Raw genomic sequence first — 26,643 nt, 5'->3', positions numbered from 1 at the left:
CTTTTTTATAGCACTATGAAAGATAAATTAACTATTTAGCCGCCTTCTTATCCCAAGGATTGACCTCACCAACGGTCACAATTAAGAAGTCATCAGGCTTTAAGGTATCACGCAGGGTCTGATTCACCTCTGCTAATTTGACTTGTTCGATACGATTGACATAGTTGCTAAGATAGCTTGTTGGTAGCTGATAAAAATTCATCATACCAAGCAAACCATTAATACCAGCGTTACTGGCAAAACCCATTGGGAAGCTGTTTTTTAAATTATCCGTGGTCAGCTTCATCTCAGTACTAGTAATGCCATTTTTTAACGTGTCATTAATAACGTCTAAGCTAGCATCAATCGCAGCACGAGCCTTGTCATTGCGCGTCGAAAAACCTATCTGATATGGTCCGCGTGTCAGCATCGGACTCATTGAGCCTGAAATACCATAAGTATAGCCAAGGTTTTGTCTGATTTCCGTCATCAGTCGTGCATTAAAATCGCCCCCTGCGAGCACCTCGTTGCCAACGGCAAAACTGGTTTGCTTTTGCTGCGCTTGCAGATCCGTTGCACGCTTATCACCAAGTTGCCCCATCAGTACTGTCGTTTGAGTGCTAGGAAAGGGAATATGAATATGCTGAGACTTCGTCAATGGTTTTGGTTCAGGCAGAATAGGCGCTGCTTGACCAGTAGGTAAACCTGCCGTGATGTTTTCTGCCAGTTTTTTGGCTTGCGCTAAAGTGAGATTACCTGTCATAGAAAGGCTAGCGTTGGCGGCAACCAGATAGCGATTTTTAAAGTCTATCAGCTGTTGTCTTGTGATATTAGGTACTGTCTCAAGTGTACCAACAGAAGGATGAGCATAAGGATGGGCGCCATAGAGTGCTTTATCAAAAGCAAGGCTGGCAAGGCTGTTTGGGTCTTGTTTTTGCTGCTGCAAGCCGACCAATAAACGGGCTTTATTGCGGGCTAAAATTTGCTCATCAAAGCTTGGTTCGGTAAGCATTTGGGTCATCAAATCGATGGCAGGTAATAAATGTTTATCGTCAGATAGACTGCGTAATGAGACCGTAAACATATCCTTATAGGCACTGCTACCCAGATTGATGCCTAAGGTTTCAACCGCGCGAGTAAATTCGTTTTCATCTAAACGTTTTGAGCCTTGTTCGAGCATGGTCGCTGTCATATTGGCGATACCAAAACCTGTGCTACTGATACTGCCATCGCGCGCGCTACCAGCATTAAAACGTAAATCGATGTCGACAATGGGTAATGCCGTCGTCGGTACAAAAAGTACTGGCACACCCGCTTTGGTCTTAAACTGTTGAATCTTTGGAACGGTGACTTTTAAAGCCTTGGCATTATCAAGGCTAGTTAACTTAGACAAAGCAGCAATAGGTGCATTAACATCGACTGCAGATGCTTGAGTACGATAATCCTCACCAGTAATGTCATCAGCCTGCGCGGTCATGGTCAAAGTAGTCAGCCCCAAAAATAAGCCCATACTCAAATAGGGTAGTCGCTTAAATGTTGGCTTTATTGATGACACCAGAACAGTATTCTTTTTAGCATGGATAGTAGGATTTTGAGTCATATCTTTCTTCTTATTAATAGCGTTTTAGTCATTGGTATTTTGAGTCATAATATTGGATAACATCATCTGATATTATATTAACCTTATTTTTTCTTAACGACCTTTTTGACCGGTTCTTTAGGTGGGATAATATGCATGACCGTCAAATTGTCTTTGACCAAATACTTTTTACTAGCTGCTTGTATGTCTGCAACCGTTACGGTATCCATTTTGGTGGGTAGCTGAGCAAGTAACCTATCATCGAGACCGATAGATTGTAGTGAGCCAATTATACGCGCTTGACCTTCCATGCTGTCTTGCGCGTATATCAGACCAGTGACCGTATTGGTTTTGGCGCGCTCGATTTCATCGGTGGCAATTGGATCGGTTTTAAGCTTTTCTATTTCAGAGATGATGGCTTGCTGCGCTTGCGCTAAGCTGACGCCTTCACGCGGAGTCGCTTGTATCAAGAACAGCCCATCACCGCGATCTAATAAGTCATATGAGGTACCCACTGTGGTCAGCAGCCCTTGCTCACGTACCAATCGGCTCTCAAGTCGCGCCGATAAACCACCATCCAATACGTCTTGCGCAAGGGATAGCGCGTAGGCTTGTTTTTCGTTACTTGCGCCTGCTGTCACAAGGCTTGGTACGTTATAACCCATCAGCAATACAGGCACTTGTACTGCTTGCTCAGATTCTACTTGCTGATAACCGCGAAAGCCTTTTTGACTCACTTCAGGACGTTTTGGCAGCTTACTCGGTTTTAGCTCATCAAAATAACGCTTTACTTGGGTTAAAACCTCAGCGGGCTCAACGTCGCCAACGATAACCAAGGTGGCATTATTTGGTGCATACCATGTTTTATACCAGTCTTTTAAGTCTGAGAGCGTAATCGATTCAAGCTCACTCATGGGTCCGATAACCGATTCACCCTTAGGGCTATTTGGCAAGGCCAGCAAACGAAATGATTCGTAAGCCTTGGCAAGTGGATTGTCATCGGTACGTTGACGGCGCTCTTCCATGACAACTTGATGCTCTTTGACAAACTCTTTTTCATTAAATACCAAGTTTTTCATCCGATCTGCTTCAAGCTCAAGTGCTAAAGGATAACGGTTAGCAGGGAACAGCTCGTAATAACCCGTATAATCATAGCTAGTAAAGGCATTATTGACGCCGCCAAACTTAGCAATTAGGCGTTCATAATCAGCGCTTGAAACGTTACTAGTGCCTTTAAACATCATATGCTCAAGCACATGCGAGATACCACCTTTATCGAGTGGCTCATCTGCTGAGCCCACCCGATACCAAATCTGAGTCATCACCACAGGCGCACGATGGTCTTCTTTTACCACTATCTTTAAACCGTTTTCCAACTGATATTCATGGCGACCAGACATATCCATAGTCAGAGCTGATGATGGCTGAATGTCCTTGGTAACTATGTTTTCAGGCACTGGATTCTTGACCGCAGTCACGGAATTGGCGTTAATGGTACTGGTTTGACAAGCGGCAAGTGTGGTCGCCATGGCTAAGGCAGATGCAAGACGTAAAGAGAGTGTGGTTCGAGATAAAGGGACAGACATGATATGTTCTACTTATATAAAAGGGAGACTTTTAAACGGGCAGCTTGTAAATGGATGAGAGCGTATAGTAAGTTCAATGTAAAAGAGTTACGTTCAGAATAGCAGTACTGTGTTATTTTTAAATTCAATTGACTACATATCTATTTTCATCATAGTACTGATACTTATACCATCATAAAGATTTGTGCGCACCAACCATGACACTGGCAGTCGGCTTGAATTCTTGAGTCGTGTTACAACCTGTCGCTGATAGTGCCATCGTCGCCAGTAATAAAGCAGCAGTGATATGGGTAATGTTTTTATAATGATTGGATGAAGACAACATAAGACATTCCTAATATAAGTAAGAAGCATGGAGATAAAAGGTATAAACAGGTATTTAATTAACCTTGCTAAGAGTAGGCGAAGTTTGCCATCGCAAAGGTCAGATTTATGTGTCCAAACCTTAAGCGAAACTTGCTCAATGAGCGATCTTATTTATCATCTTTTTCACGCTAAAGGTTTAATAGCGCTTTTGTATCACTTGATGATTTTTGCCATTTATAAGCAATCTAGGATGCGAAAGGCTGAGCTCAACTTGAATTATGCTAAACTAGACTAAAAATAATCTCTGCATTGAATCATAGAAAACGGACAATACAACGATATACAGATCCGGTTTTACCATAAACACATTACTGATACTGATGAACTTTAGGGCAAACTTATGAATAACCCCAATAATAGCAATCGTGTGGTCATTAATCTTGACAGCGGACTTGATGAATTAGATGACGATGATATTACCTTACCCAGTCTGCCAGTGCAATCTGTCCCTATTATCGATGCACCTGAAAAAAATGAGGTAAGTAATAGTGATGAGCCAACGCCTACAGTCAATAAGCAAGTATCAAGCACCGATGCAGCCGAGAGCATTGCCCTAGGCGCGCCTATCCTCATGACGCAAAAGCAGAGTCATACAGACAATACCTCAGAGAGCTTTGCAAATACCAATGAAACAGAGAAGACAACACCAGCTGTCTCTGGATCAAAAATCCCTACTATGCCCTTACAAGCACAATTAGGGGATCTGCCAAGCGTTACGCCTAGCAGTGCAAGTAGCATTAATAGTAGTAGTAATCAAGCGTCTTCTGAGCCACAGCAAACGATTCCAGTAGAGTCGCAAGCAAATAAAGCGTTGCAAGAGGAACAAGAAAGCAGCAAAAAAGGCAGCTGGTTTAACCGGATGAAAACCGGTTTAAGTAAGTCGCGTAAGAACTTAGCCGAAGGGATGGTCAGTATCCTTATTGGAGGCAAAGAGATTGATGATGAGCTATTAGAAGAGGTTGAAGACCAACTGTTGGTGGCTGATATCGGTGTCAATGCGACCAATCGTATTATCAAAAGCCTTACTGAGCAGACAGATCGCGGTGATTTAATCTACGCGCATTCATTATACAAGGCATTACAGACTGAATTGGTCGATATCTTAACGCCGAAAGTTGCGCCGCTTATTATTGATAGCAGTAAAAAACCATTTGTGATTTTAGTCGTAGGAGTGAATGGCGTAGGTAAAACGACGACTATCGGTAAACTTGCCAAACGTTTGCAAGGCGAGGGTAAGTCTGTGATGTTAGCAGCAGGGGACACTTTCCGCGCAGCTGCTACTGAACAGCTGCAAATCTGGGGTGAGCGTAATCATATTCCAGTTGTGGCGCAAGGTCATGGCTCTGATAGTGCATCAGTTATCTTTGATGCCATGCAATCTGCTAAAGCAAAAAATATCGATGTGTTAATTGCCGATACTGCTGGACGTTTACAGAATAAAACCCATCTAATGGCAGAGCTCGAAAAAGTCGTACGTGTGATGCGCAAAGCTGATCCAAGCGCGCCACATGAAGGCATGATTGTGCTTGATGCTGGCACGGGTCAAAATGCCATTAATCAAGTGGAATTATTTAATAAAGTGGTACCATTAACCGGAATCACGATTACTAAACTAGACGGGACTGCCAAAGGCGGTGTGGTCTTTAATATTGCCGAAACGACAGATGTACCTATTCGTTATATTGGCGTAGGTGAGTCGATTGATGATCTGCGTGCCTTTAGTCCAAAACAATTTGTCGCCGCGCTGTTTGAAACTGATGACAAAGAATAGCGCTCAACAGTTTATTTTAGTCAATACTCAAGTCTTGAAAATATAACGATTTGAAAAGGAGTAGTCATGATAGTCACCACAGCCGCTTTTGGATCTAATCAGTTAACATTAATTGCGAGTGCCAATGAGCATAGCAGTCCTAAGCTGGTTGAGGTCAATTGGCTGCTGGCAGGTGATTCTTGGCACAGTTCGAAATCTATTCCCAAGCTTAAAAAGCATTATGGTATTGACGATCAGAGTTTTACATTCATAGATAAAGATAGCCTAAGCAAAAATGAACCTACTCAAGCATTATTAATAGAGGCTATAGCACAATTAACGGAGTATTTTAACGGTGAGCGTCAAGCGTTCGATTTGTCACTAGATATGAGCCTAGGAACTAAATTTCAGCAGCGAGTTTGGCAAGCACTACAAGATATTGGTTATGGCAAGACGATTAGCTATGCAACGCTGGCACAAAATGTCGATAGTCCCAAAGGCTTTCGTGCGGTTGCGAATGCCAATAGTAAAAACCCTTTTAGTATTGTCGTTCCGTGTCATCGTGTTATTGCAAGCGACGGCAAACTTGGTGGTTATACAGGCGGCTTAGATAAGAAAACGCATTTGTTAGCGCTTGAAGGCGTCACGTGCAAAGCTTAGTTTGAAGTAATTGCTCGTCACATGTCACATATTGTTGAACAAAAAAGCCAAACGCTAAAAACGTTTGGCTTTTTTAATACAAAGCACAAAAATTACTGCTCAAGCTGTGCCATGACTTCGTCTGAAAAATTGACGTTGCTATAAACTTCTTGCACATCATCAATATCTTCTAACATATCAATCATCTTCATGACTTTTTCGGCATCTGCAACGTTGTCTATTTCAGCACTGGTGGATGGCGACATAGTTACTTCAGCATTGTCAGAGACTAAACCAGCAGCATTAAGCGCGTCTTTAACATGACCGAAATTTTCCCACTCAGTGATGACCAGCAAGCTTTCGCCATCATTTTCGATATCAAGCGCGCCTGCATCTAATGCCACTAGCATAACTTCATCTTCTAAACTTGTGTCATTAAAGCTTATTTCACCGCGTTTATTGAATAGGTAAGCCACAGAGCCAGTAGTACCCAGATTGCCATCATTTTTGGTAAAAGCATGGCGTACTTCACTGACTGTCCGATTGAGATTGTCAGTCATGGTTTCGACTAATACTGCGACGCCGCCGATGCCATAACCTTCATAGCTAACTTCGTCCATATTGTCATTGTCATCACCGCCTGTACCACGAGCTACCGCACGATTGATGGTGTCTCTTGTCATATTGACGGACAGGGCTTTTTCAATAACCGCACGTAGGCGCGGATTCTTATCAGGGTCAGGATCACCTTGCTTGGCAGCAGAAACAATTTCACGAATAATTTTGGTAAATACTTTACCTTTTACCGCATCCTGACGGGCTTTACGGTGTTTGATATTTGCCCATTTTGAATGGCCTGCCATATGACGTCCTTAAGTATTACGAGTGATGTATTGTACAGCTAAAACATTTATTGGTAAAAATTTTTTATAGCTACAGCAGTTTTATTACCTGATTGCGCTGTTAAGCTCAGGTAAGTGATCTGTCGCTAAGTTAACGATTTGTATGTTGTTAATAGCGCTTTTTTGCTACACTGCTATGTTCTGGCTTTTGAGCCGCTATCGATTATTATCGTAGTGACGGATAGCAGCCGATAACCACATTACTTTCAATATTATAAACCACTTTCACGTATTTTGACCAATCTTAGCTTATGCATATACGCCTAAGTTGTCCGGTTTTAGATATCCATTGATCCTATGATTTGATTGACTTTATGAAGCAGCCGAATACCGAAGCCGTTACTCATTTGCGTAACCGCATTCATATTATTATTGAAGGTACAGATACTCGTTTGGGTAAGCTGTTTGATATTGTATTGTTGATCGCGATTTTGGCCAGTGTGGCGGTCGTGATGCTCGATAGTGTGCTCTATATGCGCTTGCAGTATGGCACGCTGTTTCTATATGCAGAATGGTTTTTTACTATTTTGTTTACGATTGAGTATATGCTCAGGTTGTTCTCAGCGCCCAATCGCTTTCGTTACGTGTTTAGTTTTTTTGGGATAGTGGATTTATTGTCCGTACTACCGAGCTATTTAAGCTTAATGTTTGTGGGCGTACAATACTTACTTGTCATTCGTATCTTACGTATTTTACGTATCTTTCGGGTACTTAAGCTTGAAGCCTATATGCAACAAGCAGGGTTTTTGGCGTCTGCGCTTAGAACCAGTCAGCAAAAAATCACGGTATTTTTCTTGTCACTGGTGTTACTGGTCACCATTTTCGGCTCGATTATCTATGTCGTAGAAGGACCAGAAAACGGCTTTACCAGTATTCCGCTATCTATCTATTGGGCAGTTGTTACTATGACGACGGTTGGTTACGGCGACATGTCACCAAAAACACCATTGGGGCAAGCCATTGCAACCATGGTCATGATTACAGGTTATTCAATCATTGCTGTACCGACAGGGATTTTCACCTCAGAGCTTGCACGTAATATGCGCCCGCAGCTCAATCCTGTCACGTGTCCGAACTGTGGTAAATTTGGTCACGCAGTAGGTGCGGATTTTTGTGACCGCTGTGGACATGCCTTGCATGTATAACCAATACTAAAACTTGTCCTATATATTTATAGCCATTTAACGCTCTAAAAACCTATATATTCATGTACCAGTGGCGACAAATCTATCGTCACTCCTAGATTGACTAGGTTCCAGTATTGTCCTGATATAGTACGGTCGAGCATCATCGTAGAGGCTGATGGTTGAAACTGTCCAAAGTATTTCAAAGAAGTGCGCATTTGGGCGATGGCTTCATGATGGGTTTGACTGCTTGCAAAATCAAAATCACCGTCTTGATAGGGTTTGATAGATAAGGGTTTCAGCCCAATCTCTAACCATTTTCCATAAAACTCACCCGGTACGATTTTATCGTCTTCACGGCGTATATCCAGAGCAACCAAATCTTGCTCAAGGGCAGTGACATCACCTTTTAAGGCATGCTTGGCAAATCGGCGAAATAATTGAACTTCGCTGTCGCTATAGCTACGAATCCCGCCAAAATCATAGGCAACCACACTGCCATCATCACGGAACGCAAAGTTGCCCGGATGAGGGTCGCAGTGCATTCGATATAACCCAAACAGCTGCCCTGCGGTAAAATGAAACAAGCGCACTGCGATTTTCTGCTTAATATCATTATCCCACGTTGCTGCCACTGTTAAGGTTTCGCCGCTCTCTTCTGTCAAGGTCAAGATTCTTTTAGAAGAGTGACTGCTAATCACTTTTGGGATAATGAGACCCGTATCTTCGACATGAAAAGCGCCGAATACCCGCAGATTATGCGCCTCTTTAATATAATCAAGCTCATCATGTAAGCTTTGGCGAATTTCGTGAAATAATTGCTCTTGCAATTGCTTACTCATATTGAGCACGCCAGCGATTTTTAGTGCCATACGGACTTGTTTTAGGTCGCTATCACAATTTTTGTCGACATCAGGGTATTGCACCTTAACCACAACCCTTTGCCCAGATGGCAAAATTGCGCGATGTACCTGTCCGATGGAAGCTGCAGCAAATGGAATTTCTTCGAATTCAGTAAATAATTCATGAATAGGCGCTTTAAGCTCACGTTCAACTTGTACGCGTATCTGCGCATAGGGCATCGCCGGTGCATCTTTTTGCAGTTTCTCTAATGCGGTTGCAACTTCAGGTGGAAACACATCTTTATACTGCGAGGCAATTTGACCTACCTTCATGACCGCACCTTTCATCTCACCTAAAGTTTCAGCGATTTGAATACCGACATCTTGCATCAATTCTGAGCGCGCTTGTAGGCGTTTTTCTTCGTCACTTGAGAGATGCTTTAGGGAGTTTTTAGCTGCTTTTCCAGCAATACTTACTGTCATACCAGCAAGTTTCATAAAGCGCGTTCCGGACGATTTTGCCATGCCTATCACCATCTAGTGGGGTATTTAGTGGGTTATTATCTAACCCCTAATATTATTATTTTAATCGAATGAATGCTGTTTAACTACTGTGCTAAAAAGTATCGCAATAACGGTTTGTGTAGTACTTGTCGCAGTAATTTTTGTCATGTGTTCGGCAGTATTATTTAGATAAAAACCTTAACGCCATTAAACTACTTATTCAGTGTTATTGCATAAGTATGGGTCAGCCAATAATCCAATGCCATATCATAGCCCAAATGCCCCAAACCACAAATCACGCCAACCGCTACATCACATAAATAAGAATGCTCGCGAAACGACTCGCGTGCGTGGACGTTAGATAAATGTACTTCTATAAATGGCTTTTGGGTAGCAAGTAGCGCATCGCGTATCGCAACAGACGTATGAGTAAAAGCAGCAGGATTGATGATTATGGCATCGATCTGTGCGCTTGGCTCTGCCAATAGACCGTAATACTGAATATCATCGACCAGTTTGCCTTCATGATTCGACTGACTACAAATTAGCTCAATACCATGTGCCGCGGCGCGCTTGATTAAAGCACTCTCAATATCAGCAAGCTTCATATGACCATAAATATCAGGCTCACGTTTGCCGAGTAGATTTAGATTGACACCATTAATCAATAATAGCTTATGAGTAAGGGTTTTATTGGCTTTTTTATGGGAAGCAGTGCTGGTCGTTGCTGATTGAGATGAGGCGGTCATAATGGTCTCTATGAGTAGCAATGAATATGTCAAGATAAATTATTGGTGAGTATAAGCGTACTACAATAACAGGTGTTAGGAAACATAGCGCTCTCTATCCTTTTATATTAACAGCTTGCAAGCTAACTTATAAAAAAATAATTCCAAAAAATAGATCGAGGTATAAAAATCATCTTAAAAGCCTTTGTGTTGCTAAAAACCCGTGTTATGATATTTTTTACACAATAAACATTACATGTTTGTTGCTAACTCTAGTTTGGTAGATAATTAACACTTTTTTGATAAAGTAGTTTTAGTTTCCATTAAAGACTAGAGGCATTAAAATGACTAAATACTAAAAGTAAGTATAAGGCTTTCATATTTCGCTAATACTGTATTAGATAGTCACTTTTAAGTTTTGATTTCATCATCTTGGTACCCGTTTATATGCAATGATGCAAAGGAATTTGGGACTAAGTAAACTTTTTAGGAAGTAATATTATGTTAGCTCGCGAGCAAGGTATCGTTAAGTGGTTTAATGACTCAAAAGGCTTTGGTTTCATTCAACGTGATAGCGGAGAAGATATTTTTGTGCATTTCCGCGCGATCCAAGGTGATGGTTATCGCTCTCTAAAAGACGGCGAAAAAGTTGAGTTCAGTGTGGTAGAAGGTGATAAAGGCCTACAAGCTGAAGAAGTCAGAAAAGTAGAAGAGTAATCGTAACAGTCATTCGTGCAGTTTAGCTATAATGTCTGTACAAACTACTGATATACTACTGAGTCAAGCCCGTCCTGTCTTACTTATGTTGATTTTAACGCAGCGTATTTGGTAAGCATCGACATCGGGCTTGGCTTTTTTATGCTTATCAGTTTTATAGGGCTTGCCTGTTGGCTAATGGTTGATATAAATCGTTAAGCCTTATAGCCTCTCATTTATTTATGATACACAAGCGATTTATATAAAAGGATATTTTTTTGAGTAACTTTACGACGTTTACGGATTTGCCACTTTCAGCAGCGACCTTGCGTGCAGTAAGTGACTTAGGTTTTACTGAATTGACGCCGATTCAAGCAAAAATACTGCCGCATACGCTGGCAAACCAAGATGCGATCGGACAGGCGCAGACGGGTACGGGCAAGACGGCTACATTTTTATTGACCATTATGGAGGCGTTACTTAAGCGTCCATTTGCTGCTGATGAAGAACGTCATTTAGGTGAGCCACGTGCTGTCGTTATGGCACCTACCCGTGAGCTTGCTCAGCAAATATTCGATGATTGTATCGCTTTGACCAAATATACTTCTTTGCATAGCGTCTGTATTATGGGTGGTACCAATTATGAAACCCAGCAGCATGAGCTTGAGCGTCAATACGTCGATATATTGATTGCCACACCTGGTCGTTTGATTGATTTGATGCACAAAGGTATAGTCTATTTAGACCGCGTAGAGGTGCTAGTATTAGACGAAGCAGACCGCATGCTCGATATGGGGTTTATACCCGATATCAAACGCTTAGTCGGTCGCATGCCGCCCAATACCGACCGTCAAAGTTTATTGTTTTCTGCTACCTTTAACCAAGATGTGATGGGTTTGGCTTATCGCTGGTTACATGAGCCAGAGTTTGTTGAGATTGAGCCTGAGCATAAAACCAGTGAGCTGGTAGACCAACATTTTTATCTCTTAACCGAAGATCAGAAGCTAGAAGCGGTTGAGCGTATTATCATGGATAGTACGGTAGAAAAGGTCATTATTTTTGCCAATCGTAAAGACCAAGTAAAGCGCCTATATCATAAGCTGCGTCAGGGACATAAAATTGTCATGTTATCAGGCGATGTGATTCAACAAAAACGCGAAAAATATTTACAGCGCTTTAAAGACGGGCATGCCTCTGTTTTGGTCGCGACGGATGTAGCAGGGCGCGGTATTCATGTAGATGATGTCAGTCATGTGATTAATTATACCTTGCCAGACCAGCCAGATGACTATGTACATCGTATTGGTCGTACTGGGCGCGCTGGGCAAACCGGTATTAGTATTAGCTTTGTCAGCGAAGATGATGCCTTTAATATACCGGCATTAGAGAAGCATTTGGATACGAAGTTTAAGCTTGAGCAGTGGCAGCCTTAATCAGATTTTTTTAATTAAGCTCTAAAGTCTTTAAACAGTAAAAAGCCCTTGATAAATGATTAAGGGCTTTTTTTATGCACATAACATTAAGCAATTATCATTGATTAGTAATGCTATTCCATCGTCTCCGAGTCATTATTCATATTGTGCATACTGTGATCCATTTGGCTCATATCATGGTGAGTCGTATTATCCGTATCAGTCATCATCATAGTATCACCATGCGCCATGCCCATGCTATGACCGCCGCCATGGTCACCATGCATACTGGACATGGCGATAGGAACGAAGACCACAGCCAAACCTGATAATACCATCACAGCACCATTAAGCTGTCTTAGGCGGAAACGTCCAATCTTATCCCGTAACCAACCAACGGTCTCATGAGTAGCGACTAACATCGGTACGGTTCCTAAGCCAAAGACGAACATCAAGGCAGCACCGCTGAGAGGATTGTGCGCGACCACAGCGATAAGTAGGGCGCCATAGACTAAGCCACAAGGTAAGAATCCCCATAGAAGACCGGCAGACAATGCTCGCGGAAAAGTATTGAGTGGAAATACTTTTTGACGAATAGGGCTTAGGTATTGCCAAAATCGCATACCAAAACGCTCAAGTCTCTTTAAAAATGGTGCACCAAGCATGGTCATGCCGACGAACACCAATACCAAACCAAGCAAAATACGCGGTGCACTATTGCCTTGCATCAACGGTTGTAATACGGCAGTACCTAACAGTCCTGCGATCAAACCCAAAAATGCGTAGCTGGTTAAGCGACCGAAATGATAGGTCGCCACCAATGCACGGCGCTTGGCGGGGCTGACATCCTTCATCGACAGACCAAAGGCAGTTACTAAGCCGCCACACATACCTAAGCAATGCGGTGAACCAAAAAAACCCATTAATAATGCCGCAACGAGTAAAGCTGTGGTCATGGGAAGGTACTCCTAAAAATGGTAAAAAGCGTACCGACTTACCACTGTCTTATGCAGATAGAATAAGTGGGTAACGCATTAGTAAAATAGCCCAAGGCTATGTTTTTGAGTTCTTGTCTGTATCAGAGAGAGGAGGGGCGACAATATGCGCACTATTTAGCTTATTAGATTCTTTTTCAATCGAAGTAGTATCGCTCACTTCTTTTACTTCTTGAATAGGTGTTACATTTTCTTGAGCTTGTATGACTTGTCGACGTTCTTGACGATCATCTAAAATAATGCGCTGGGAGGCGTTATCCAAATCCTCAAATTGATTGGATTTGACCGCATAACGTACTGCCCAAATCGCGACCACAAACAGCATGAGACTTAATGGAATTAGTAAAAATATACTGAGCATGGCACATCTCTTTAATCGCAGTTTCTTTTACTATTATACACCTGTTGCCAGTGAGATGGTTGACCTGTAAGGACAAAGGGAAAAAGGTAGATAGTTATGAGGGTATGTTTCTAAAATTGAGGTACAGACTCTAGTCGTCAGCAGTTTTGGCAACTTTACCTCTTGGAGTCAACAGCTGCTGCGACGTCACTTCTTTAGCTTGGCGACAATTTGCTTGAGGTCGTATCACATCGCGTAGATAGGCGGCAACTTCATAAACCGCCCGCCTAGAATGGCTTAAGTTTTGTGCTGGCTCCATCCAGTCACGTATAACGGGTAAGGGGGCATTAATCGCTGTGCTATTGATGCCGTTTAAGGCAAATTGTCTGCGAGCACGTGCCATATGGTAGCTGTCGGTGATGAGATAGACATGATGCAGAGGGATACGTTTTGCCGTAAATCGCGCATTCTCGCAAGTATTCATACTGGCGTTTTCGCTGATTAACCCATCAATACCATGCTCAATCAGCCATTGACCAAGCCAAGGCGCTTCAGCACCACTGAGTACAATGGGCAGAGGAAGGTCGTGATAGGCTGTAGCGGCAGCACGGGCACGATTAAGGCTATAGCGATTGAGGATAATTTGGTTGTTATTATCATTGGTCAGACCGCCACCCAATACCACATAAGCGGTAGGCGGCGAGCTCATAGCAGCAGATGGCATTTTTGGTAATGGCAGATGAGCCAATATATAGACTACTGCTTGAGAAAATAGCGGCGTGAATAAACTGATGAGGACTAAAATAACTGTCGTTGCACCCAGCAAAAACGTGGCATTGATAATACGAAACAGCTTGATCATACGCTCAGCTGAACGTAAATAATGTCGCCATAGGCGATTAGACCATGACTGCTTAGACCACATGCTCATCGTATCCAATGGAGCCATCGGCATTTACCCATACTGGCTCACGCGACAGTTGAATCGCAAATTTCTTATAGACAGTATCTATAATATATTTTTGAGCAGCGGCGACATCTTGTTTGGTAGCAATATACGGCGCGTGATTGGTCAGTACTAGCGCTTGCTGCTGATGGGTAAAAATAGGCTCTATACCGCCGCCCTTTAGACCCGCTTGTTCGATAAGCCAGCCGGCTGCCACTTTAGTCATTGCGTCAGGCATTGGGTAGCCAACGATAGCCGGATAAGATGATTGCAGCGTAGCAAATTGATCTTGAGGGACAATAGGATTTTGAAAAAAGCTGCCGCAATTTGGTAATTGCTTCGGGTCAGGCAGCTTTTGCTGACGAATCTCAATGATGGCATGCATTACGTCAGCGGGCATCGGTTTGGTGCGACCTTGCTGTGTCGCATAGCTCTGTGCGACGGTCTGTACATCGCCATAGCTTGCCAGCACCTTTGTCGCATCAGTATGCAATCTAAAACCCACACGGCTGATTAGCCACGTATTCGGCTGACGTTTAAACATACTATCACGATAGCCGAAATCGCAGTCGACCGTGGTCAAATCATGCCACGTTTGACTTGGCAGATGGTAAGCACGTACAGACTGTAAGCAGTCCTCTAGCTGAACACCATAAGCGCCAATATTTTGTATGGGAGCGGCGCCCGTCAGACCAGGTATGAGGGCAAGGTTTTCGAGTCCATACCAGCCTTGAGCGACCGTATGTACCACCAAGTCGTGCCAGTTTTCACCTGCCATTACCTCGATATCGACATGAGAGTCTGTTTGCGCTGTCACCTGTATACCACGCATTTGTGGTCGTAAGACAATCGCATTGAGCTTGGCTGGTAATAACACATTACTACCACCGGACAAGACAAATAATGGCTTTCTATGCTGAGTATCTTGCTCATAATATGCTATAAACTCATCAAGTTGCACCTCATCCGTTAAGGTAACTACAGAGTCAGCCATACATGCCAAAGCCATGGTATTGCTATGAGACAAATCAGCTACGTCATCAGATAGAGTATGTGGTGCACTGGGTTTAGAGCATAAAGCTGAAGTCATAACATAGCCTATGGGGCAAGTAAACAAAAAGTCATATGGTATTTATTATAAAGGATGCTAGGTATAAAGGTAGCAAAAATATAGCGCCTTATGATTACTATATCTTCCAGCTTTCAATCCAAGCTTGTGCACTTGATTCGATACGCTCGATTACCTCTTCAAAAGCATCGCCATCACCAGTGTATGGGTCTGGCACATCATCACCGCCGTAAGTGGGATCTTCCTCACTAAATAAAGCCAATTTGGCTAATTTTGTATCGGTATTTGTTATACCATTTTTAATACTCTGCAAGTCTGCTAAATTTTGTGCATCCATCGCCAAGATTAAATCAAAATCGCGAAAGTCATCAGCACTGACTTGGCGCGCGACCAATTTATTGATGTTGTAACCATGAGCTTTGGCGTGACGCTGCGCGCGCTCATCAGGTGCATGCCCAATATGCCAATTCCCAGTGCCTGCCGAATCTACCTTCATCGACAGCCCTGCGATCGCTGCTTGCTGACGAAAAATCTCTTCGGCGGTCGGTGACCGGCAGATATTCCCCAAACAGACCAATAATACAGATGACGGAGTAGATGCTTTGATGGGCATATGATGACCTTTTGTCGCAATAAAAAAACATGCTATCAAAATCAACACTAGAAATGTGATTTATAAGCATGCTATAGAGTGTAAGTTAATGGGTGATAGCGTAACGGTTAATACCTTGAATGGCAAGGGCAGAGAGTAAACAATAGGGTCAGCAGTTCATACATACTCGCTAGCCGTATTATTAATTAAGATGAGGTGCTGTTATTACTGATCTTACCAACAGAGCTAATCTTGATTGCTCTTAAAGCGATGTAAATCACGGCGCTCTTTTTTATTGGGTTTGTTGTCTGGACGGGCAAGGTTAGCAAGTTTACGCTGCTCGGCATAATAGTCACGGCGAGCGATGCTTTCTTCGGTTTCTGAATACAATACTTCAGCTGCTGTTGCGTTACCGCGTTGCGCCGTTAGTGCTTCAACAACGACTGTCTTTTCAGTCATGGCAGTGGCTGATCCTTGACGAATCTGCAATTCATCGCCAACGGTAATCTCTTTACTGGTCTTTGCGCGGCTACCTGCGTAATGTACGCGCCCGCTTTCGATGGCTTCTTTGGCAAGAGTGCGAGTGCGGTAAAAGCGTGCAGCCCATAACCATTTATCAAGACGCATACGAACAGCATCAGGATTGCTATGACTGGGCTGATTGTGGTTTTTATTATGTTTACTCATCAAAACCTCATAGATATCAATAACGTAAGATTATAATGGTGGTATTTTTAATAATTAAAAGAGCAGTAAGCGATTAACATCGTTTTTGTCATTGAAGTTATTGACACCATTGTTTTTCACAAGGTATGCCATCATTATTGCCATCCATTTTCGTATCAGGGCAATGTTGTATAAAGTAAGTGGCTTCTGCGCAGGATGTCATTTGGGAGCAATGCTTTCGGCCACTGATAAATTGATAGTCTACGTTTAGTTTTATTTTAAAAATAACTGATAACCAACATTATCATTAAGCATGGTGCAATCGTAACCGATATCGAGCAGCGCATCTTGTAGCTGGCGAGAGTTACCCTCAGAGGCTTGTAAACCGACCAATACTCGACCTTCAGCAGCGCCATGATTGCGATAATGAAACAAGGTAATATTAAAATCGTCACCCAATTTTTCTAAAAAGGTTAATAAAGCACCTGGACGTTCTGGGAAAGTGACTTGTAATAACTGCTCATTTTCAACATGAGCATGGCCACCAATCAGATGACGGATATGGGATTTGGCGACATCGTCATCGGTCAAGTCGTGTGCTGTATAGCCATCAGCTACCAATTGCGTACGGATGGTTTGACGCTCTTTGTCACCTTCTTTTAATGCAATCCCAACGAATATTGCTGCAGGTTCCATAGAATCAGGTGATTTCTTACTATCAGCACGGTAATTAAACTCAGTAATATTACGACCGTGTAGGCTACGACAGAAATTTAAGAAAGCGCCAGTCTGCTCAGGGATCGTTACGCCAAAGATGGCTTCTTTTTTCTCACCAATCTCAGTACGCTCAGCGATGTAGCGCAAGCGATCAAAATTCATATTGGCACCGCAAATGATGGCGACGCAGTTTTTGCCTTGTAGGTTATGAGCCTCGATGTATTTTTTCATACCAGCAACTGGCAGCGCGCCAGCAGGCTCAACGATACTACGGTTCTCTTCAAAGATATCTTTGACAGCAGCGCAAACTTCATCGTTGGTACAAGTGACGACTTCAGGATCGACGACAGGACCGGACTTATCGCTCTTCTGCATACGAACAATATCAAACGGTAATTCGCCGATTTGGGCAACTGCCACACCATCGACGAACAGTCCTACTTGTTCAAGTTTGACTCGCTCATTGGCTTCAAGTGCCGCTTTTAGTGACGCTGATTGGTCGGCTTCTACAGCGATGACTTTGACATGCGGGGCAACTTCGCCCAAAAATGCAGCGACGCCAGAAATCAGACCACCACCACCAACTGCTACAAAAACGTAATCCATATTGCGCCATTGCTGGGTGAGCTCAAGCCCGATGGTACCTTGTCCAGCAATCACCAGCTCATCATCATATGGTGGGATAAAAGTCAGACCTTCACGCTCAGCGCGATCAATGGCATAGCGATTGGCTTCATCAAAGCTATCACCGTACAAGTCGACATTGCCGCCAAGTGCTCTGACGGCATCTACTTTGATATCAGGAGTAGTAGTTGGCATAACGATAATGTTATTAAGAGCAAGTTTACGAGCAGAGTAGGCAACCCCTTGGGCATGGTTACCTGCCGATGCGCAAATCACGCCACGTGCTTTTTGCTCATCATTTAATTGGCTAATGCGGTTATAAGCACCGCGCAATTTAAAAGACTTTACCGGTTGCAGGTCTTCACGTTTAAAACGAATGTCATTAGCAAAACGTTGGGTCAGTTTGGGTGCCGCTTCAAGTGGTGTTTGAATAGCAACATCATAGACGGTGGCTTGTAAGATGGCTCGTACCCAATGTGACAGCATAATGATTCCTAAACTTGTGAATGTATGAGTGAAAAAGTGCGGTGAATTATAAGTAAATAAGCGAGTCGCTATTAGCGACAAAAAATGCAGAGAATGATAAAAATCAAATAGATTAGCCTATGCTGATTTTAAACATGTTGCAAGACACAATTACAGTTTTTGCGGTGGTTTAGTCATTGATGTTTATTAAGTCAAATAAAATTATCAACAAAACCAGTTTTTTTGCTTATTTATCCAAAAAAACTTGAGTCATTTCCATATGTCTGTATTATTGGACATATGGAAATGATTGATGCTATGACAAGTTTTGCCGCCCTCTCACAAGAAACCCGCTTAAAGGCATTTCGACTGCTGGTCAGTCACGAGCCTACAGGATTACCTGCGGGTGAAATAGCTCGCCAACTGTCTGTGCCGCATAATACGATGTCCACACATCTATCGGTGCTGGCACGAGCTGGGTGGGTGATATCAGAGCGCCAAAGTCGCCAGATTATCTATCGTGCCTCTTTATCACATATGCAGACCGTCATTGAGTTTTTATTACAAGATTGCTGCGCTGGACATCCAGAGCTGTGTGCGGCTCTTGTTAATAATTTAAATGGCTGTTCAATCGATAGTCGCGGTGGCATTAATGAGCTGGATGATGTTGAAAACCTGCCCCATTGTTAAACTGCTATCAATCAAAAACATCCCAATTCTATATTCATAAAAAATAGGTGAGATTACTATGACATCGTTGATTTTTCACAACCCAAAATGCGGTACTTCTCGTAATACCTTAGCCATTATGCAAGCGTCAGGGGATAATCCAGAGGTGATTGAATACCTTAAAACACCGCCGAGTCGTGAGTATTTGGTTGAGCTATTAGAAAAAATGGCTCTCTCTCCACGAGAGCTGTTACGCAGTAAAGAGTCGATTAATGATGAGCTGGGTCTAGACAACCCTACGCTATCTGATGACGAAATTATCGATGCCATGATTGACCATCCTATCTTAATCAATCGTCCTATCGTAGTCACAGATAAGGGCGCGGCATTGTGCCGACCATCAGAGCGAGTGTTTGAGTTACTAGATAACCCCGTGAATAGCTTCACTAAAGAAGATGGGGAAGTGGTTTATTATGGCAAATAATACAGCAGATTTGAATGTGGTCGATTTGGATAATTTGCCCAATATTGATTCAAGTCTTATTCATCCTATCGATATTGAGTCTTTAATAGGCGCAAATGACCCACGTCATGCGCCAAAAATACTGGTGTTATACGGCTCATTGCGCACGCGTTCCTTTTCAAAGCTAGCAGCCGAGGAGGCGAGTCGTCTATTGCGCTGGTATGGTTGTGAGGTGAAGATGTTTGATCCATCTGGCTTGCCATTACCGGATGCTGTTGATGCAGACCATCCTAAAGTGCAAGAGCTGCGTGAGCTTGCGCAGTGGTCAGAGGGTATGCTGTGGGTCAGTCCCGAACGTCACGGTAGTATGACCAGTATCATGAAAGCGCAAATCGATTGGATCCCGCTGTCATTGGGCGGCGTCCGACCAACCCAAGGCAAGACTTTAGCGATAATGCAAGTCAGTGGAGGTAGTCAAAGCTTTAATACGGTCAATCAGCTGCGTATTCTTGGGCGCTGGATGCGCATGATTACTATCCCAAATCAGTCGTCTATTCCAAAAGCCTTTTTGGAATTTAACGATGATAATCGCATGGATAAGTCGCCTTTATATCTGCGCGTTGTTGATGTTTGTGAGGAGCTGGTAAAGTTTACCTGGCTTACTCGTGGACGCTCAGCCTATCTGACTGATCGCTATTCTGAACGGGTTGAAAGTGCTGAAGAAGTATCAAAACGCGTTAATCAAAAATCGATTTAATTTTTAATTCTAAATTGACCTAATATCGATTGGAGACTTATTCAATAAAATAGGCTAAATCAAGTAGGCTTCATGAAGCCTACTTGAATAAATGTCACTAATTTTTTTAAGTAAGGTTGTTCATGCTCGCATTGATTATTTTTATCGTTACTTTAGGGCTAGTCATATGGCAACCTAGAGGTTTAGGCATTGGTTGGAGTGCGATGGGCGGGGCGTTGGTCGCCCTAGCTTTTGGTGTGGTGCAATTATCTGATGTCGGTGTCGTGTGGGACATAGTGTGGGATGCTACTTTTACCTTTGTCGCACTGATTATCATCTCTCTTATCTTAGATAAGGCTGGGTTTTTTGCTTGGGCAGCCCTGCATGTAGCGAGATTGGGTAATGGACAAGGGCGTCTATTGTTCCCTATGATTGTGATATTAGGCGCTTTTATTTCTGCGTTTTTTGCCAATGATGGGGCGGCATTATTACTGACCCCGATTGTGATTGCGATTTTATTACGGTTAAATTTTTCGCCGCCATCTGCATTGGCATTTATCATAGCGACTGGTTTTATTGCTGATACTGCAAGTTTGCCATTGGTCACATCTAACCTCGTTAATATCGTTAGTGCTAACTACTTTGATATTGGTTTTGGACGTTATGCTTTGGTTATGGTACCAGTCAATATTGTCTCTGTACTAGCGACTCTGGCGGTGCTATGGATATTCTATGTACGCCACATTCCAACACACTACTCGATGGCTAACCTTAGCGCACCTGAGTCAGCGATCGAAGACACTTTGGTTTTTAAAGCTGCCTTTCCGCTACTGGCTTTGCTGCTTGTCGCTTATTTTGCGACAGAGTCGCTTGGTATTCCTATCTCGCTCGTTACTGGCGCGGCTGCAGTACTGCTCATGGCGATTGCAGGGCGATTTTGGCAAGGCGGTCGTGGGGCGGTGATGTCCGTGCCTGATATTGTGCGTAGAGCACCTTGGCAGATTGTTTTATTTTCTATTGGCATGTACTTGGTTGTTTATGGTTTGGGCAATGCCGGATTAACTGCCTACGGCGCTCAGATCTTGAATTGGTTAGGGCAACAAGGCAATCTAATAGCAACCTTGGGCACAGGATTCCTCTCTGCTATCGTGGCATCTATTATGAATAACATGCCCTCTACCTTGATAGGCGCACTAGCGATTGATAGCGCCCAAGTACCGACCGCCACTCGTGAGCTTATGATTTATGCCAACGTTATTGGCAATGATTTAGGACCCAAATTTACGCCTATGGGCAGTCTTGCGACTTTACTATGGCTGCATGTATTGGCAGAAAAAGATTATAAAATCAGCTGGGGGCAGTATATGAAGATTGGTTTGATTATCACCCCGCCAGTGTTATTAGTCACCTTGTTAGCTTTAGTATTTTGGTTGCCCTATTTGTCTTAGTCTTAAAAATTAACGTCATATCTTATTACTAGAGGTGCTATTACGCTGACATCACTCAAAGTCATCGGTTATAATAGCGGCGCATTTTACCTCTTTTACCCTTTACTTTTTTTTAAAGCGATACGTTTATTTTGCCAAGGACTTATGATGAGTGATCAGCAAGCACAAAAGCAAGCCGCCGCCCGCGCCGCCCTACGCTATATCGAAGATGATATGATACTTGGCGTAGGGACAGGAAGTACAGTGAACTGTCTGATTGAGTTATTACCAACAGTAAAGCTCGCTGGCGCAGTTGCAAGCTCGCAGGTGACAGAAGATAGGTTGCGTGCACTTGGTATCGAGATTATTGACTTAAATTTTGCCGGTCAGCTTGATGTGTATATTGACGGTGCTGATGAAGTAAACGCGCATTTGCAACTGATTAAAGGTGGCGGCGGTGCGCTCACGCGTGAAAAAATCGTTGCTGCTGCATCGAACAAATTTGTTTGTATGGTTGACGCTAGTAAAAGTGTTGAGATACTAGGGCGCGAATTCCCAGTGCCGATAGAGGTATTGCCACAAGCCCGCTCATATGTGGCGCGCGAGTTGGCCAAAATGGGCGGTGAGCCTGTTTATCGTGAAGACTTTGTCACCGATTATGGCAATGTGATTTTGGATACTTATGATTTAGATGTCAGTAATCCAATAGCACTTGAACAGCAGCTTAATAATATCGTCGGTGTGGTCTGTAATGGTATCTTTGCTGCCAATCAAGCCGATGTGTTGTTAAAAGCCAGCAGTAATGGGGTTGAAGTGCTGACTCGATAATCAATAAGCGCTTGTCTATTAGACACTAACTTGATTATCACATATTAAAAAAGGCAGAGCACAAGTTATGTGCTCTGCCTTTTTTAATATCTATGATTGTATAAATAACTTTTGAAAATGTGTACCTATATTTTGATTTTGTCTTTTAGCAAAAACTCCATCAAGGCTTTTTGCGCATGTAAGCGGTTTTCAGCTTCATCCCATACCACTGAGCGTGGATCGTCAAGCATATCATGAGAGATCTCCTCACCACGATGCGCTGGCAAACAGTGCATAAAGACCACTTCAGAATCGGCTTTATCTAGCAGTGATGGTGTCACTTGATAAGAGGAAAAACGACGCGCACGCGTGTTTTGTTCAGACTCTTGTCCCATGCTTGCCCACACATCAGTGACAATTAAGTGAGAGTCTTTTGCCGCTTCTTGTACGTTTTCAACGATACTCACGCAATGTGAGAAGCGTTTCATCAGCTCAGGGTCAGGCTCAAAGCCATAAGGCGCGGCTACTCGTAGCTCAAAGCCAAACTGATTGGCAGCTTGCATATAGGATGCACACATATTGTTGCCATCACCGACCCAAGTGACGATTTTATTTTCGATACTACCGCGATGCTCGTAATAAGTTTGCATATCAGCTAACAACTGGCAGGGATGAAATTCATCCGTTAAGGCATTAATGATTGGTACGCTTGAGTACTTTGCAAAGGTTTCGACTTTTTCGTGACCAAAGGTGCGAATCATAATGATATCGACCATGCTAGAGATAACGCGCGCGGAATCCTCAATTGGCTCACCGCGTCCAAGTTGGGTATCATTTGGCGATAAGAAGATAGCGCTACCACCAAACTGTCCCATGCCGGTTTCGAATGAGATGCGTGTACGGGTGGATGACTTCTCAAATATCATACCGAGCGTACGACCAACAAAGGGCTGGTATATCTCGCCTGCATGTTGCATATGACGCAATTCGCTGGCGCGTTTGATGAGATTTTCTAGTTCTTGTTTGGTTAAATCAGATAAGGTCAAAAAATGGCGCAAACTCATAGCAATCCTAGCAGTCGAACAAAGTCAATGAAAATGATACGTTATCAGCCGGCAATGATATCGCGTCAATGCGTATACTGGAATGACAACAAACTTTTAGTATAGCGCAATTACTCTCAATGTAAATATCCAATTTGCCATGATTTATCAGTCATGCAAACCTGCATTCGATGAGACATTATCTGACATGGCGATAACATTTATATACGATTTGGGCGTACGCTTAGACGACATAGTAGCTCATAGCCAATCGTATCAGCATGGGTGGCAACTTCATCAACATGCGGCGCATCACCCCATAGTATGACCTTGCTATTTAAAGCGCTACTCTCTGGTACAGCGCTCACATCGATGACAATCATATCCATTGCGACACGCCCAATCACTGCACATGAGTAGCGTTGCTGATTTACGGCGTCAATGACTGAAACATAAGCATCCTCATTGACAACGCGGGGATATCCATCACCATAACCAATACTAACGAGAGCCGTTTTAACATCTTGCTGGGCTATCCAGCGGCTGCCATAACCGATGGCGTCGCCAGCTTGTACGGTCTGCAAGGCAATAATTTGTGCGCTAAATTCCATGGCTGGCTGCAAATTTAGCGTATACGCGCTTTGGTCGATGACAGGCGCACTGCCATATAACATAATGCCTGGACGTACCCAATCATGATGATGCTCTGGGAAATTAACGATACCAGCAGAGTTGCACAATGATCCTTTAATATTAGTACTGACTGTTTGTCGTAAAGTACTTAGCATGTCATTAAAACGCTGGATTTGTATGGCATTTAATGGGTGATCTTGATTGTCGGCATTGGCAAAATGGGTGGTCAAAATCAGCTGATAGCCAGCATCATGCAGAGATTTTGCGGCTGAAATAAGCGTTTGGTTATTAAAACCTAAACGATTCATACCCGTGTTGTACTTTATCCAAACCACTCTAGTGGCACTATCAACAGGTGGTATTTGCTCTAATGCCCAGTCCAATTGCGGCGCATGATGAATCACGCAACTGATATCGTGTTCAATTGCTTGTCGCCATTCATCAACAGTAAAGGCCCCTTCAATAAGCCCAATAGTTTTATCCCAGCCCAATTGCCGTGCTTCTAACGCTTCTCTTAAAGTAGCGACCCCGATACCATCTGCTTGCTGTAACGCTGGTAGGACGGCGGCGACACCATGTCCATAGGCATTGGCTTTTACCATCGCAAGGACGTTAGATTTTGGTGCTAACGCTTTTACTTGACTAAGATTATGAGTAATGGCGGCAGGCTTGATAGTGATTGTGCGCATAATCGTCTTCTTTTTTAGCAAAGTTATGAAGGAATAAATTTATAAAGCCAGTAATTCATCAATTGAGTTGATGAGTCACTGGCCATTTTTACGAGCAATTTTGATGCGTAATTATCTGTCAGTTTTATTATTCGTCGTTCTCAAAACTGACATTTTGATAGTATTCTGGCGTCAAATTGATAAAGCGGGTAAATTGTCCTTCAAAACCCAAACGTATGGTGCCGATAGGGCCGTTACGCTGCTTACCAATAATGATTTCAGCCACACCTTTGTGATCTGAGTTTTCATTATAAACCTCATCACGATAGATGAACATAATCAAATCGGCATCCTGCTCAATCGCACCAGATTCACGCAGATCCGACATAATAGGACGTTTGTTAGGGCGATTTTCTAGACTACGGTTAAGCTGCGACAAGGCGATAACTGGACATTCAAGCTCACGTGCTAGGGCTTTTAAACTTCGAGAAATCTCAGAGATTTCCCCAACACGGTTGCCATCTAGACCGGGTACTTTCATTAATTGTAGATAATCGACAATGATAGCGCCAAGCTTGCCATCATGATTTTTGGCAATACGGCGGCAGCGTGAACGCAGCTCAGAGGGTGGCAGGGCAGTACTGTCATCAATATATAGATGCTTTGACTGCAAATGCTGAATGGCGTTCATCATTTTTGCCCATTCATCTTCATTCATTTGCCCTGACCGCAGATGTGTTTGGTTGATTGCGCCCCAAGATGATAGCAAACGCATCACGATAGATTCTGCGGGCATCTCCATTGAAAATACCACTACGGGCAAATCTTCATTAAATAAAATCCCTTCTGCTAAGTTCATCGCAAAGGTGGTTTTACCCATTGATGGACGCGCAGCCACAATGACTAAATCGCCTGCTTGCAAGCCTTGGGTTTTATTATTGAGCTCAACAAATGGGGTTTGCAGTCCAATCATGCCATCTGGATTTGATTTGAGCTCTTGGATTTTATCAATGACATTGGTCAATACGGCAGTAATACCGACAGGTCCACGCTGCTCTGCACGTTTATTATGCTGCTCATTGATGCTAAATATCTTTGCTTCTACGTTATCCAAAATATCGCTGACGGTTTGGTCTTTAGGATTATAGGCTAAGGTCAACATATCATTGCCGGTAGTAATCAGCTGACGTAGTGTAGATAGCTCGCGTACACGCTGGGCGTAAGCCGTCAGGTTAAACAAAGTTGCTGGACTTTGGCTCAAGATATCCGCCAAATAGCTGTCGCCGCCTGCGCTTTTTAGCAGCTTTTGTGCCTCTAACCAATCATGTACCATAACCGTGTCATAAGGCTCATTGACTGCAGCTAAATGCGCAATAGCATCAAAAATATACTGATGTCGCCCAGCATAAAAATCGTCTTTGGTGACGATATCTGCAATCTTATCGTATGCCTCTTCGATACTCATCAAAGACGCCAGCAGCGCCTTTTCAATATCGATATTGTGCGGCGGTGTTTGATTGAGTAAGTCGTCGGTTTTTTCAGTATCTGCCATGAGTGCCTAATATTTCAAAAGTCGGTATAGATGGGTATTGTTGTAAGTATTTATTTTAGTCATGATACAGCAAAGCAAGCGCAATGCATCTCGATGAGAGAAGTACCAAAACGTCATCTCACGC

General features: G+C 43.1%; 27 protein-coding genes. 10 read left to right on the top strand and 17 right to left on the bottom strand.

The features are described from left to right. Nucleotides 1-31: 31 nt before the first annotated feature. The 3 genes from VLA57_RS00650 to VLA57_RS00640 form a co-directional block, all read right to left on the bottom strand. The gene (locus tag VLA57_RS00650) at nt 32-1,579 is read right to left on the bottom strand and encodes a M16 family metallopeptidase (protein WP_333954029.1); all 1,548 of its coding nucleotides are present in this window, start codon (nt 1,577-1,579) and stop codon (nt 32-34) included. Between the two features lie 83 nt (nt 1,580-1,662). Further along, nucleotides 1,663-3,144 (bottom strand): M16 family metallopeptidase, encoded by a 1,482-nt coding sequence (locus VLA57_RS00645; RefSeq protein ID WP_333954027.1) that lies wholly within the window; start codon nt 3,142-3,144, stop codon nt 1,663-1,665. 172 nt (nt 3,145-3,316) lie between these two features. After that, nucleotides 3,317-3,469, bottom strand: a complete 153-nt coding sequence (locus VLA57_RS00640) for a hypothetical protein (protein WP_333954026.1) — start codon at nt 3,467-3,469, stop codon at nt 3,317-3,319. Nucleotides 3,470-4,186: 717 nt separating this feature from the next. Between VLA57_RS00640 and ftsY the strand changes: the two genes are divergently transcribed. Both ftsY and VLA57_RS00630 read left to right on the top strand, forming a co-directional pair. Further along, a complete protein-coding gene (ftsY, locus tag VLA57_RS00635; RefSeq protein WP_084674211.1) occupies nt 4,187-5,281 on the top strand; it encodes a signal recognition particle-docking protein FtsY in 1,095 nt (364 codons plus the stop codon). Nucleotides 5,282-5,347: 66 nt separating this feature from the next. Then, on the top strand, nt 5,348-5,920 hold the full coding sequence (locus tag VLA57_RS00630; RefSeq protein ID WP_333954022.1) for a methylated-DNA--[protein]-cysteine S-methyltransferase: 573 nt from the start codon (nt 5,348-5,350) through the stop codon (nt 5,918-5,920). A 92-nt stretch (nt 5,921-6,012) separates the two neighbouring features. Here VLA57_RS00630 and VLA57_RS00625 read toward each other — a convergent pair whose 3' ends face one another. Then, complete coding sequence (locus VLA57_RS00625) at nt 6,013-6,762, bottom strand: YebC/PmpR family DNA-binding transcriptional regulator (RefSeq protein WP_011513810.1); 750 nt, start codon at nt 6,760-6,762, stop codon at nt 6,013-6,015. Nucleotides 6,763-7,115: 353 nt separating this feature from the next. Between VLA57_RS00625 and VLA57_RS00620 the strand changes: the two genes are divergently transcribed. Next, nucleotides 7,116-7,946 carry an ion transporter gene (locus VLA57_RS00620; RefSeq protein WP_011513809.1) on the top strand — a complete coding sequence of 277 codons (831 nt, stop codon included), beginning with the start codon at nt 7,116-7,118 and terminating at the stop codon, nt 7,944-7,946. A 44-nt stretch (nt 7,947-7,990) separates the two neighbouring features. Here the strand turns inward: VLA57_RS00620 and VLA57_RS00615 are convergent, their stop codons facing one another. Next, entirely contained in the window at nt 7,991-9,292 is a 1,302-nt protein-coding gene (locus tag VLA57_RS00615) for an ABC1 kinase family protein (RefSeq protein WP_333954021.1), read from the bottom strand. A gap of 191 nt (nt 9,293-9,483) precedes the next feature. After that, a complete protein-coding gene (gene aroQ, locus VLA57_RS00610) occupies nt 9,484-10,020 on the bottom strand; it encodes a type II 3-dehydroquinate dehydratase (protein ID WP_333954020.1) in 537 nt (178 codons plus the stop codon). A gap of 480 nt (nt 10,021-10,500) precedes the next feature. Here aroQ and VLA57_RS00605 point away from each other — a divergent pair, with 480 nt between their 5' ends. Together VLA57_RS00605 and VLA57_RS00600 are read left to right on the top strand one after the other, a co-directional pair. Continuing rightward, nucleotides 10,501-10,716 (top strand): cold-shock protein, encoded by a 216-nt coding sequence (locus VLA57_RS00605; protein ID WP_333954019.1) that lies wholly within the window; start codon nt 10,501-10,503, stop codon nt 10,714-10,716. Between the two features lie 257 nt (nt 10,717-10,973). Next, nucleotides 10,974-12,128, top strand: a complete 1,155-nt coding sequence (locus VLA57_RS00600; protein WP_333954018.1) for a DEAD/DEAH box helicase — start codon at nt 10,974-10,976, stop codon at nt 12,126-12,128. A gap of 113 nt (nt 12,129-12,241) precedes the next feature. Here the strand turns inward: VLA57_RS00600 and VLA57_RS00595 are convergent, their stop codons facing one another. From VLA57_RS00595 to ilvA, 8 genes are all read right to left on the bottom strand, one after another. Next, nucleotides 12,242-13,063, bottom strand: a complete 822-nt coding sequence (locus VLA57_RS00595; RefSeq protein ID WP_149491711.1) for a sulfite exporter TauE/SafE family protein — start codon at nt 13,061-13,063, stop codon at nt 12,242-12,244. A 97-nt stretch (nt 13,064-13,160) separates the two neighbouring features. After that, complete coding sequence (ccoS, locus tag VLA57_RS00590; RefSeq protein WP_333954017.1) at nt 13,161-13,463, bottom strand: cbb3-type cytochrome oxidase assembly protein CcoS; 303 nt, start codon at nt 13,461-13,463, stop codon at nt 13,161-13,163. A 130-nt stretch (nt 13,464-13,593) separates the two neighbouring features. Continuing rightward, nucleotides 13,594-14,373 carry a YdcF family protein gene (locus tag VLA57_RS00585; protein WP_259275410.1) on the bottom strand — a complete coding sequence of 260 codons (780 nt, stop codon included), beginning with the start codon at nt 14,371-14,373 and terminating at the stop codon, nt 13,594-13,596. Beyond that, nucleotides 14,357-15,478, bottom strand: coding sequence for a UDP-N-acetylmuramate dehydrogenase (gene murB, locus VLA57_RS00580; RefSeq protein ID WP_333954016.1), 1,122 nt, complete (start codon nt 15,476-15,478; stop codon nt 14,357-14,359). The genes VLA57_RS00585 and murB overlap by 17 nt, the downstream gene beginning before the upstream one ends. Before the next feature lie 97 nt (nt 15,479-15,575). Further along, nucleotides 15,576-16,070 carry a low molecular weight protein-tyrosine-phosphatase gene (locus VLA57_RS00575; protein WP_333954015.1) on the bottom strand — a complete coding sequence of 165 codons (495 nt, stop codon included), beginning with the start codon at nt 16,068-16,070 and terminating at the stop codon, nt 15,576-15,578. Nucleotides 16,071-16,295: 225 nt separating this feature from the next. Further along, nucleotides 16,296-16,736 carry an RNA-binding S4 domain-containing protein gene (locus VLA57_RS00570; protein ID WP_133104596.1) on the bottom strand — a complete coding sequence of 147 codons (441 nt, stop codon included), beginning with the start codon at nt 16,734-16,736 and terminating at the stop codon, nt 16,296-16,298. A 97-nt stretch (nt 16,737-16,833) separates the two neighbouring features. After that, nucleotides 16,834-16,965: an excalibur calcium-binding domain-containing protein gene (locus VLA57_RS00565; protein WP_442968861.1), complete on the bottom strand. Its 132-nt coding sequence runs from the start codon at nt 16,963-16,965 to the stop codon at nt 16,834-16,836. Nucleotides 16,966-16,988: 23 nt separating this feature from the next. Then, nucleotides 16,989-18,542, bottom strand: a complete 1,554-nt coding sequence (ilvA, locus tag VLA57_RS00560) for a threonine ammonia-lyase, biosynthetic (RefSeq protein ID WP_149409470.1) — start codon at nt 18,540-18,542, stop codon at nt 16,989-16,991. Between the two features lie 297 nt (nt 18,543-18,839). Between ilvA and VLA57_RS00555 the strand changes: the two genes are divergently transcribed. From VLA57_RS00555 to rpiA, 5 genes are all read left to right on the top strand, one after another. After that, nucleotides 18,840-19,211, top strand: a complete 372-nt coding sequence (locus VLA57_RS00555) for an ArsR/SmtB family transcription factor (protein WP_333954014.1) — start codon at nt 18,840-18,842, stop codon at nt 19,209-19,211. Between the two features lie 58 nt (nt 19,212-19,269). Next, on the top strand, nt 19,270-19,674 hold the full coding sequence (arsC, locus tag VLA57_RS00550; RefSeq protein WP_333954013.1) for an arsenate reductase (glutaredoxin): 405 nt from the start codon (nt 19,270-19,272) through the stop codon (nt 19,672-19,674). Next, the gene (gene arsH / locus VLA57_RS00545; protein WP_333954012.1) at nt 19,664-20,410 is read left to right on the top strand and encodes an arsenical resistance protein ArsH; all 747 of its coding nucleotides are present in this window, start codon (nt 19,664-19,666) and stop codon (nt 20,408-20,410) included. The genes arsC and arsH overlap by 11 nt, the downstream gene beginning before the upstream one ends. A 122-nt stretch (nt 20,411-20,532) precedes the next feature. Next, entirely contained in the window at nt 20,533-21,837 is a 1,305-nt protein-coding gene (locus tag VLA57_RS00540) for an arsenic transporter (protein ID WP_333954011.1), read from the top strand. Nucleotides 21,838-21,984: 147 nt separating this feature from the next. Then, a complete protein-coding gene (gene rpiA / locus VLA57_RS00535; RefSeq protein WP_333954010.1) occupies nt 21,985-22,644 on the top strand; it encodes a ribose-5-phosphate isomerase RpiA in 660 nt (219 codons plus the stop codon). A gap of 125 nt (nt 22,645-22,769) precedes the next feature. Here the strand turns inward: rpiA and argF are convergent, their stop codons facing one another. From argF to dnaB, 3 genes are all read right to left on the bottom strand, one after another. After that, nucleotides 22,770-23,687, bottom strand: coding sequence for an ornithine carbamoyltransferase (gene argF / locus VLA57_RS00530; RefSeq protein ID WP_011513792.1), 918 nt, complete (start codon nt 23,685-23,687; stop codon nt 22,770-22,772). 200 nt (nt 23,688-23,887) lie between these two features. Beyond that, nucleotides 23,888-24,988, bottom strand: coding sequence for an alanine racemase (alr, locus tag VLA57_RS00525; RefSeq protein ID WP_333954009.1), 1,101 nt, complete (start codon nt 24,986-24,988; stop codon nt 23,888-23,890). A gap of 127 nt (nt 24,989-25,115) precedes the next feature. Further along, on the bottom strand, nt 25,116-26,519 hold the full coding sequence (gene dnaB / locus VLA57_RS00520; protein ID WP_011513790.1) for a replicative DNA helicase: 1,404 nt from the start codon (nt 26,517-26,519) through the stop codon (nt 25,116-25,118). Nucleotides 26,520-26,643 lie beyond the last annotated feature (124 nt).

Source organism: Psychrobacter sp. S4(2024) (genome assembly GCF_036861305.1).
Lineage (GTDB): Bacteria > Pseudomonadota > Gammaproteobacteria > Pseudomonadales > Moraxellaceae > Psychrobacter > Psychrobacter cryohalolentis.
Note: the sequence above shows the minus strand (reverse complement) of the source record. Positions and strands in the feature narration are given on the sequence as shown.

Bases quoted from the DNA above. Each gene is read 5' to 3' on its own strand.
- aroQ (WP_333954020.1), bottom strand. From the start codon at position 10,020: ATGACCGCCTCATCTCAATCAGCAACGACCAGCACTGCTTCCCATAAA.
- VLA57_RS00585 (WP_259275410.1), bottom strand. From the start codon at position 14,373: ATGAGCATGTGGTCTAAGCAGTCATGGTCTAATCGCCTATGGCGACAT.
- VLA57_RS00645 (WP_333954027.1), bottom strand. From the start codon at position 3,144: ATGTCTGTCCCTTTATCTCGAACCACACTCTCTTTACGTCTTGCATCT.
- VLA57_RS00605 (WP_333954019.1), top strand. From the start codon at position 10,501: ATGTTAGCTCGCGAGCAAGGTATCGTTAAGTGGTTTAATGACTCAAAA.
- ftsY (WP_084674211.1), top strand. From the start codon at position 4,187: ATGCCCTTACAAGCACAATTAGGGGATCTGCCAAGCGTTACGCCTAGC.
- dnaB (WP_011513790.1), bottom strand. From the start codon at position 26,519: ATGGCAGATACTGAAAAAACCGACGACTTACTCAATCAAACACCGCCG.
- VLA57_RS00595 (WP_149491711.1), bottom strand. From the start codon at position 13,063: ATGACCACAGCTTTACTCGTTGCGGCATTATTAATGGGTTTTTTTGGT.
- ilvA (WP_149409470.1), bottom strand. From the start codon at position 18,542: ATGCTGTCACATTGGGTACGAGCCATCTTACAAGCCACCGTCTATGAT.
- VLA57_RS00640 (WP_333954026.1), bottom strand. From the start codon at position 3,469: ATGTTGTCTTCATCCAATCATTATAAAAACATTACCCATATCACTGCT.
- VLA57_RS00650 (WP_333954029.1), bottom strand. From the start codon at position 1,579: ATGACTCAAAATCCTACTATCCATGCTAAAAAGAATACTGTTCTGGTG.
- VLA57_RS00540 (WP_333954011.1), top strand. From the start codon at position 20,533: ATGCTCGCATTGATTATTTTTATCGTTACTTTAGGGCTAGTCATATGG.
- VLA57_RS00575 (WP_333954015.1), bottom strand. From the start codon at position 16,070: ATGCCCATCAAAGCATCTACTCCGTCATCTGTATTATTGGTCTGTTTG.
- VLA57_RS00615 (WP_333954021.1), bottom strand. From the start codon at position 9,292: ATGGCAAAATCGTCCGGAACGCGCTTTATGAAACTTGCTGGTATGACA.
- murB (WP_333954016.1), bottom strand. From the start codon at position 15,478: ATGACTTCAGCTTTATGCTCTAAACCCAGTGCACCACATACTCTATCT.
- arsH (WP_333954012.1), top strand. From the start codon at position 19,664: ATGGCAAATAATACAGCAGATTTGAATGTGGTCGATTTGGATAATTTG.
- VLA57_RS00630 (WP_333954022.1), top strand. From the start codon at position 5,348: ATGATAGTCACCACAGCCGCTTTTGGATCTAATCAGTTAACATTAATT.
- ccoS (WP_333954017.1), bottom strand. From the start codon at position 13,463: ATGCTCAGTATATTTTTACTAATTCCATTAAGTCTCATGCTGTTTGTG.
- arsC (WP_333954013.1), top strand. From the start codon at position 19,270: ATGACATCGTTGATTTTTCACAACCCAAAATGCGGTACTTCTCGTAAT.
- VLA57_RS00625 (WP_011513810.1), bottom strand. From the start codon at position 6,762: ATGGCAGGCCATTCAAAATGGGCAAATATCAAACACCGTAAAGCCCGT.
- alr (WP_333954009.1), bottom strand. From the start codon at position 24,988: ATGCGCACAATCACTATCAAGCCTGCCGCCATTACTCATAATCTTAGT.
- VLA57_RS00620 (WP_011513809.1), top strand. From the start codon at position 7,116: ATGAAGCAGCCGAATACCGAAGCCGTTACTCATTTGCGTAACCGCATT.
- argF (WP_011513792.1), bottom strand. From the start codon at position 23,687: ATGAGTTTGCGCCATTTTTTGACCTTATCTGATTTAACCAAACAAGAA.
- VLA57_RS00555 (WP_333954014.1), top strand. From the start codon at position 18,840: ATGACAAGTTTTGCCGCCCTCTCACAAGAAACCCGCTTAAAGGCATTT.
- rpiA (WP_333954010.1), top strand. From the start codon at position 21,985: ATGAGTGATCAGCAAGCACAAAAGCAAGCCGCCGCCCGCGCCGCCCTA.
- VLA57_RS00570 (WP_133104596.1), bottom strand. From the start codon at position 16,736: ATGAGTAAACATAATAAAAACCACAATCAGCCCAGTCATAGCAATCCT.